The organism is Archangium sp., from assembly GCF_036388035.1.
In the GTDB taxonomy this organism is placed as follows: Bacteria; Myxococcota; Myxococcia; order Myxococcales; family Myxococcaceae; genus Archangium.
Map to the genome: position 1 here is coordinate 1 of NZ_DASVSO010000094.1, position 6272 is coordinate 6272.

Sequence of the window (6272 nt, forward strand, 5' to 3'; positions counted from 1 at the left end):
GCCCAGAGCTGGACCTTCCACGGCGACGGCACCGTCCGGGCGCTCGGCAAGTGCATGGACGTGGCCTGGGGCTCCACCGCCAACGGCGCGGCCATCCAGCTCGTCGCCTGCAACGGCAACCCGGCCCAGAAGTTCGTGCTGAGCGCCGCGGGTGACCTCGTCAACCCGCAGGCCAACAAGTGCGTGGACATCAAGGACTGGAACTCGGCCAGCGGCGCCCGCCTGCAGACCTGGGAGTGCGGCGGCTCCGCGAACCAGAAGTGGTTCCTCCGCTAACGCACCCGTCTCACCCTCCGGGCGTGACCCTCTCGGTCACGCCCGGTTGTCGTTTGTGGCCCAGTTCGCCGCGACCCGCCCCCTTCAGGGAAACAACACCTGACCCGGCGTGAGGTAATAGCCGGCCCGGCCATTTCCCAGCTGCCCATAGAAGTTGTTTCCCCACGCGCTGACACGGCCCTCCGCCCCTCTGATGACGAGGGAGTGAGCACCGGCCGCGGCCACCCGCGCGACACCTCCCGGAAGAGTCACGGGACTCGGAAGGAGGTGCGAGGCGAAGGTGCCATCCCCGAGCTGGCCGGAGCCATTGCTCCCCCAGGCAGACACGGTGCCATCCTGACGCAGCGCCAGCGAGTGGTCCTCGCCCGCCGCGAGGGCCGTGACGCCCGTGAGCCCGGAGACCGCTACTGGGGACAGGCGCGTGGTTCTGGTGCCATCGCCGAGCTGGCCAGAGTCATTGCGACCCCAAGCCCACACGCTGCCATCCGAGCGAACCGCCAGGCAATGGTGGTCGCTCGAGGTCACGGCCTTGATTCCCCAGGAGGGAGCAATCACCTGGACGGGCGTGAAGCGGTCCGTCGTGCTCCCATCACCCAGCTGGCCCCACGGGTTATCGCCCCAGGCCCACACGGAACCATCCGAGCGCAGCGCCAACGAGTGGTTGGCTCCCGCCGCGATGGCCACCACGCCCGACAGGCCGGGGACCTGGAAGGGAGTGAGGCGCCACGGGGTGGTGCCACCATCACCGAGTTGGCCCTGCCAATTGTTCCCCCAGGCCCAGACGGTGCCATCCGAGCGCAGCGCCAGCGAATGCAGCTCCCCCGCCGCGACAGCCGTGATGTTTGAGAGACCGGGGACGAGCACTGGAGTCGGACGCGTGCCTCCTCGGGAGCCATCTCCGAGCTGGCCGTGCCCATTGCTTCCCCAGGTCCAGACGGCGCCATCCGAGCGCACCGCGAGCGAATGGAGCTGTCCCGCGGCGATGGTCATCACGCCTGACAGGCTGGGAACCTGTCTTGGAGCGAGGCTCCGCGTGTTGGTGCCATCGCCGAGCTGACCGGAGGTGTTCTCGCCCCAGACCCACACGGTGCCATCCGAGCGCAACGCCAGCGCGTGTCGCTCGCCCGTCGCCACGGCGACAGCTCCCGTCAGGTCCAGCGACAGGGGAGTCGGTTCCTGTCCGGTGAAGCCCCTGCCGAGCTGGCCGAAGGAGTTGTCACCCCACCCCCACACGGTGCCATCCGAGCGCAACGCCAGCGAGTGATAGGAGTTGTCATCCGCTCCAATGGCCACCACGCCCGACAGGCCAGGCACCTGGACGGGAGCGTGGTGCTCGACGTAGGTGCCCGTGCCGAGCTGGCCGCTGACGTTGAAACCCCAGGCCCACACGGTGCCATCCGAGCGCAGTGCCAGCGAGTGATAGCTGCCCGCGGCGATGGCCACCACGCCCGAGAGGCCGGGCACCTGGATGGGCAAGGAGCGGTGGGTGGTCGTGCCATCACCGAGCTGGCCGGCGCCGTTATGACCCCAGGCCCACACGGTGCCATCCGAGCGCAACGCCAGCGAGTGGTAGAGTCCCGCCGCCATCGCCACCACGCTCGTCACGCCCGTGACCTGGACCGGAGCGAGGCGCTGGGTGCTGGTGCCATCGCCGAGCTGCCCATTCGGATTACCGCCCCAGGCCCACACGGTGCCGTCGGGGCGCAGCGCCAGCGAGTGAACGCCTCCCGCCGCGACGTCCAGCACGCCTGTCAGGTTCGTGACCTGGACGGGAGCGTAGCGCCGCACGGTGGAACCATCACCGAGTCGCCCGTCTTGATTGTCGCCCCAGGCCCAGACCGTGCCATCCGAGCGCACGGCCAGCGAGTGGATATCTCCCGCCGACAACGTCGTGACACCCGAGACACCGAGGATCTGGATGGGAGATGCACGATCCCGGTTGGTCCCATCACCCAGTTGTCCGCGCTCGTTCCAGCCCCAGCCCCACACGGTTCCATCCGAGCGCAGTGCCAGGGAGTTCAGGCGCCCCGCACTTACCTCCACCATCACCATTCCCGTGAGGGCAGGCACCTGGGTGGGAGTCGAGCGCGTGGTGATGGTGCCATCGCCAATCTGCCCCTGGGAGTTGTCGCCCCAGGATCGCACGGTGCCGTCCGGGCGCAGCATGAGTGAGTGATCGAAGCCCGTCGACAGGCTCGAGCGTTTGAAGAACCCCAGCACCTGGACGGGCACGAGCCGCCGCGTAGTGGTGCCGTCGCCGAGCTGCCCCCGGAAGTTGTTCCCCCAGTTCCGCGGGGTTCCGTCCGAGTGGAGTGCCAACGTGTGATGACGGCCCGCCGCGAGCGCCGTGACGCTCGCGAGGGCTGGAACCTGGACGGGCACGAGGCGCTGCGTGGTGGTCCCGTCCCCGAGCTGACCAGTGAAGTTTCCACCCCAGGCCCACACGGTGCCATCCGAGCGCAGGGCCAGCGAGTGGGTATCTCCCGCCGCGAGCGCCGTGACTCCCGTGAGGCCCGACACCTGTACCGGAATGGGAGAAGCATCGGTCGTCCCAGTGCCGAGCTGCCCATTGCCATTGCCTCCCCAGGCCCAGACCGTGCCATCCGAGCGCAGGGCCAGCGAGTGGGTGTCTCCCGCGGCAACGGCCACCACGCCCGAGAGGCCGGGCACCCGCACCGGCGTGGTGGAGAAGGACGCCGTGTCGTGGCCGAGCTGGCCGAAGGTGTTGTCACCCCAGGTCCAGACGGTGCCATCCGAGCGGACGGCCAGCACATGGAAGCTTCCCGCCGCAACCGCCAGCACCTGCGTGAGGCCGGGCACCGGCGCCGGAGAGGGGCGGTCGGTGAGGCTCCCATCCCCGAGCTGTCCCCGGTCGTTGTCGCCCCAGGCCCACACGGTGCCGTCCGAGCGCAGCGCCAGGGAGTAGGCGTCTCCCGCCGCGAGCGCCGAGACACCCGTGAGGCCCGTCACCTGTGTGGGGGTGAGGCGCCGGGTGGTGGTGCCGTCACCGAGCTGGCCCTGCTCGTTCTCGCCCCAGGCCCGGACGGTGCCGTCCGAGTGCAGTGCCAGGGAGGAATGATCTCCCGCCGCGAGGGCCACCACCCCCGTGAGACCGACCACCTGGGTCGTCATGAGGCGCTGGGTGGTGGTGCCCTCACCGAGCTGCCCCTGGGAGTTGTCGCCCCAGGCCCACACCGTGCCATCCGGCGCGAGCTGGAGGGAGTGCCACGCGCCCGCCGCGATTCGAGCAGGCGGGACGAGCGCCAGGACGGACTCGGGCCGGGCGGCCGTTGCGCCCGCCTCCTCGTACGCCCACGCAGGCGCCAGCAGGAGTCCCAGGACTCCCCAGACAATCCCTAACGGCACTGCCAGTCTTTGTCTCATTTCAACACCAATCCCGTGTTGGAAGAGAATGGATTGGCGACAACAAGACACAGACGCCCACGCCACCCCTTCGGACCTTGCCCCGTCACGCTGGTGACACCGCCGGGGCCCGTCAAGCACCCTCGCGGGCCGGGGAACTGCCCGGTCAATGTCAGACGTGGCCTGTACACGTGATGAACACGCTGCCGGGTCCTTCCGGGCAGCGGGGTCGCAATCCGTACCATCTGTGTCGTTTGCCCAACACCCGTGGAATGGGAGCACGCATGGCCAAGGCGCACACGTTCAGCGACAACTTCAACGACAACACGACGGACACCTCCAAGTGGACTGTCGAGGTGAATGGCGATGGCGGCGACGCACGGGAGATCAACCAGCGACTCGAGCTCAGGCCACCGCCCAACAAGAACGACGGGTACATCAGCTACAAGTCGGTCTCCTCCTACGACCTGACCAGCTCCGCGGTGAAGGTCGAGGTCCCCCCGGCGTTGCGCATGCCGACCGCGTTGTACACCTACCTGATCGCGGGCAGCAGCACCGCCAGCGTGCGCATCGTCAGGACGGACGGGCACCTCCACTGCAGGTACACCAACGCCAGTGGCTCCATTACCCTCGCGCGCGTTGCCTACTCCGAGGTGCACCACCGCTGGTGGCAGCTGCGGGAGTCCTCGGGCATCACCTACTGGGAGGTGTCGGGGGATGGCCAGCAGTGGGCCACGCTGTTCAGCATGAGCAACCCGGTGGACCTCAGCGCGGTGACCTTCGAGCTGCGCGCGTATACGGACAACCCCACCCCCTCTCCGGGCGTGGCCATCTTCGACTCGTTCAACACCCCCTCGGCGGGGCTGTCGCGGCGCGTGGAGGAGCGGCGGCTGTCGGCGCAGCGGGTGCGCGAGCAGGCCGCGGAGCTCGCCGCCCAGCGGGCCCACCCCGAGCACGCCAACAACAACGACGAGGTGAACTACCCGGCCCAGTCCTTCATCGGCAACTACTCCAAGGCCCTGAAGCACGATGCGTATGGTGACCCGGATCCCGTCTCCTACGGCTCGCTGCTGCGCGCACTGGAGAGCCGCGACCCCGGGGACTTCGAGGAGATCCTCCAGCCCGCGGGGGCCAAGAAGCTCACCAATCCGCAGGCGGGGCTCGCCTTCGACCTGGAGGCCCCGGACGCGCAGGCGTTGACGCAGTCCCCCGCGCCGCGCTTCGACAGCGCTCAGACGGCGGCGGAGATGGGCGAGTTGTACTGGATGGCGCTGGCGCGCGACGTGCCCTTCATCAACTACGCCACCGAGGCCGGCACCCCCACCAGCGTCCTCGCCCAGGCCATCAGCTCGCTGAACACCGAGTTCCCCACCTTCGGAGGCACCGTGCCCGTCACGGTGCAGAACCTCTTCCGGGGCATCTACCCCGGCGAGCAGGTGGGCCCGTACGTGTCGCAATTCCTGCTCAAGGGCAACGTGGACCCGCGCAAGCCGGATGGGCAGGGGCGTGATGCCGCCGAAGGCTACGTCACGTTCGGCTCGCAGGTCATCGATCAGCGGCAGTTGACGGTGAAGGGCTTCCCGGAGTTGGGGCCGGCCGCCGACTACCTCACCCGCTTCACCGAGGACTGGCTGCCGGTGCAGAACGGCCGGGACGATCGGGGCAAGGACCAGTTCGACCTGACGCGCCGCCGCTTCATCCGCAACCTGCGGGACGGGGCCAACTACGTCCACTTCGACCAGGTGGTGAACGCGTGGTGGAGCGCGGCCTTCTACCTGATGTCCGAGCCGCGCGGGAACCAGAACATGGGCAACGCGGCGGGCACGGGCCGGCCGCAGGTGGACTTCGAGTTCCCCTCCAACGCGGGCAATCCGTATGACCCGCCGGGCACCACGGGGGACTCGCGCACCCAGGTGGGCTTCGCCACCTTCGGGCCCGTGCACCTGCTGCAAGTGCTCATCGAGGTGGCCGGACGCGCGGGGCGGGCGGTGTGGTGGCAGAAGTGGGGCGTGCACCGGCGGCTGCGTCCCGAGGAGTACGGCGGCCGCATCGACAACCAGTTCAACAACCGGCGCACCTACCCGCTCCACGCCTCCATCCTCACCTCGCTGTCCACCGGTGGGCTGGCCCCGTACTTCCCGGAGCGCTACGGCTCGTACCTGCTGCCGCAGGCGTACCCGGAGGGCTGCCCCACGCATCCCGCCTATGGCGCGGGGCACGCCACCATCTCCGGCGCCTGCGCCACCATCCTCAAGGCCTTCTTCGACGAGCGCGCGCTCGTCGAGAGCCCGGTGGTGGCCAACGCGGACGGCACGTCGCTGGTGAGCTACACGGGCGCGGATGCGGCGCAGCTGACGGTGGGCGGTGAGCTGAACAAGCTGGCCGGCAACATCTCCCTCTTCCGTGACGCCGCGGGCGTGCACTGGCGCAGCGACTACACCGAGTCCCTGCCCCTGGGCGAGGCGGTGGCCATCGGGCTGCTGCAGGAGATGAGCCTCACCTTCAACGAGGACGACGCCTTCTTCCAGCTCACGCGGTTCGACGGCGTCACCATCCGCATCCACCGCGGAATCGTGGAGCCGCTCATCTCCTGAGGCCGTGCGGCTCCTCGTGCGTCCCTGAGCCTCAGTCCA

Annotated in this window: 3 protein-coding genes; 2 read left to right on the forward strand and 1 reads right to left on the reverse strand. The window is 69.1% G+C overall.

The genetic code is table 11. The annotated features are described in order from the left end of the window. The coding region (locus VF697_RS04205; RefSeq protein ID WP_331092180.1) for a ricin-type beta-trefoil lectin domain protein at positions 1-276 on the forward strand (276 nt) is incomplete at its 5' end. Between the two features lie 84 nt (positions 277-360). Here the strand turns inward: VF697_RS04205 and VF697_RS04210 are convergent. After that, entirely contained in the window at positions 361-3660 is a 3300-nt protein-coding gene (locus VF697_RS04210; protein ID WP_331092181.1) for an RCC1 repeat-containing protein, read from the reverse strand. Between the two features lie 263 nt (positions 3661-3923). Here VF697_RS04210 and VF697_RS04215 point away from each other — a divergent pair, with 263 nt between their 5' ends. Beyond that, positions 3924-6233 (forward strand): vanadium-dependent haloperoxidase, encoded by a 2310-nt coding sequence (locus VF697_RS04215; RefSeq protein ID WP_331092182.1) that lies wholly within the window; start codon positions 3924-3926, stop codon positions 6231-6233. The last annotated feature ends 39 nt before the right edge of the window (positions 6234-6272 follow it).

Bases quoted from the DNA above. Each gene is read 5' to 3' on its own strand.
- VF697_RS04210 (WP_331092181.1), bottom strand. From the start codon at position 3,660: ATGAGACAAAGACTGGCAGTGCCGTTAGGGATTGTCTGGGGAGTCCTG.
- VF697_RS04215 (WP_331092182.1), top strand. From the start codon at position 3,924: ATGGCCAAGGCGCACACGTTCAGCGACAACTTCAACGACAACACGACG.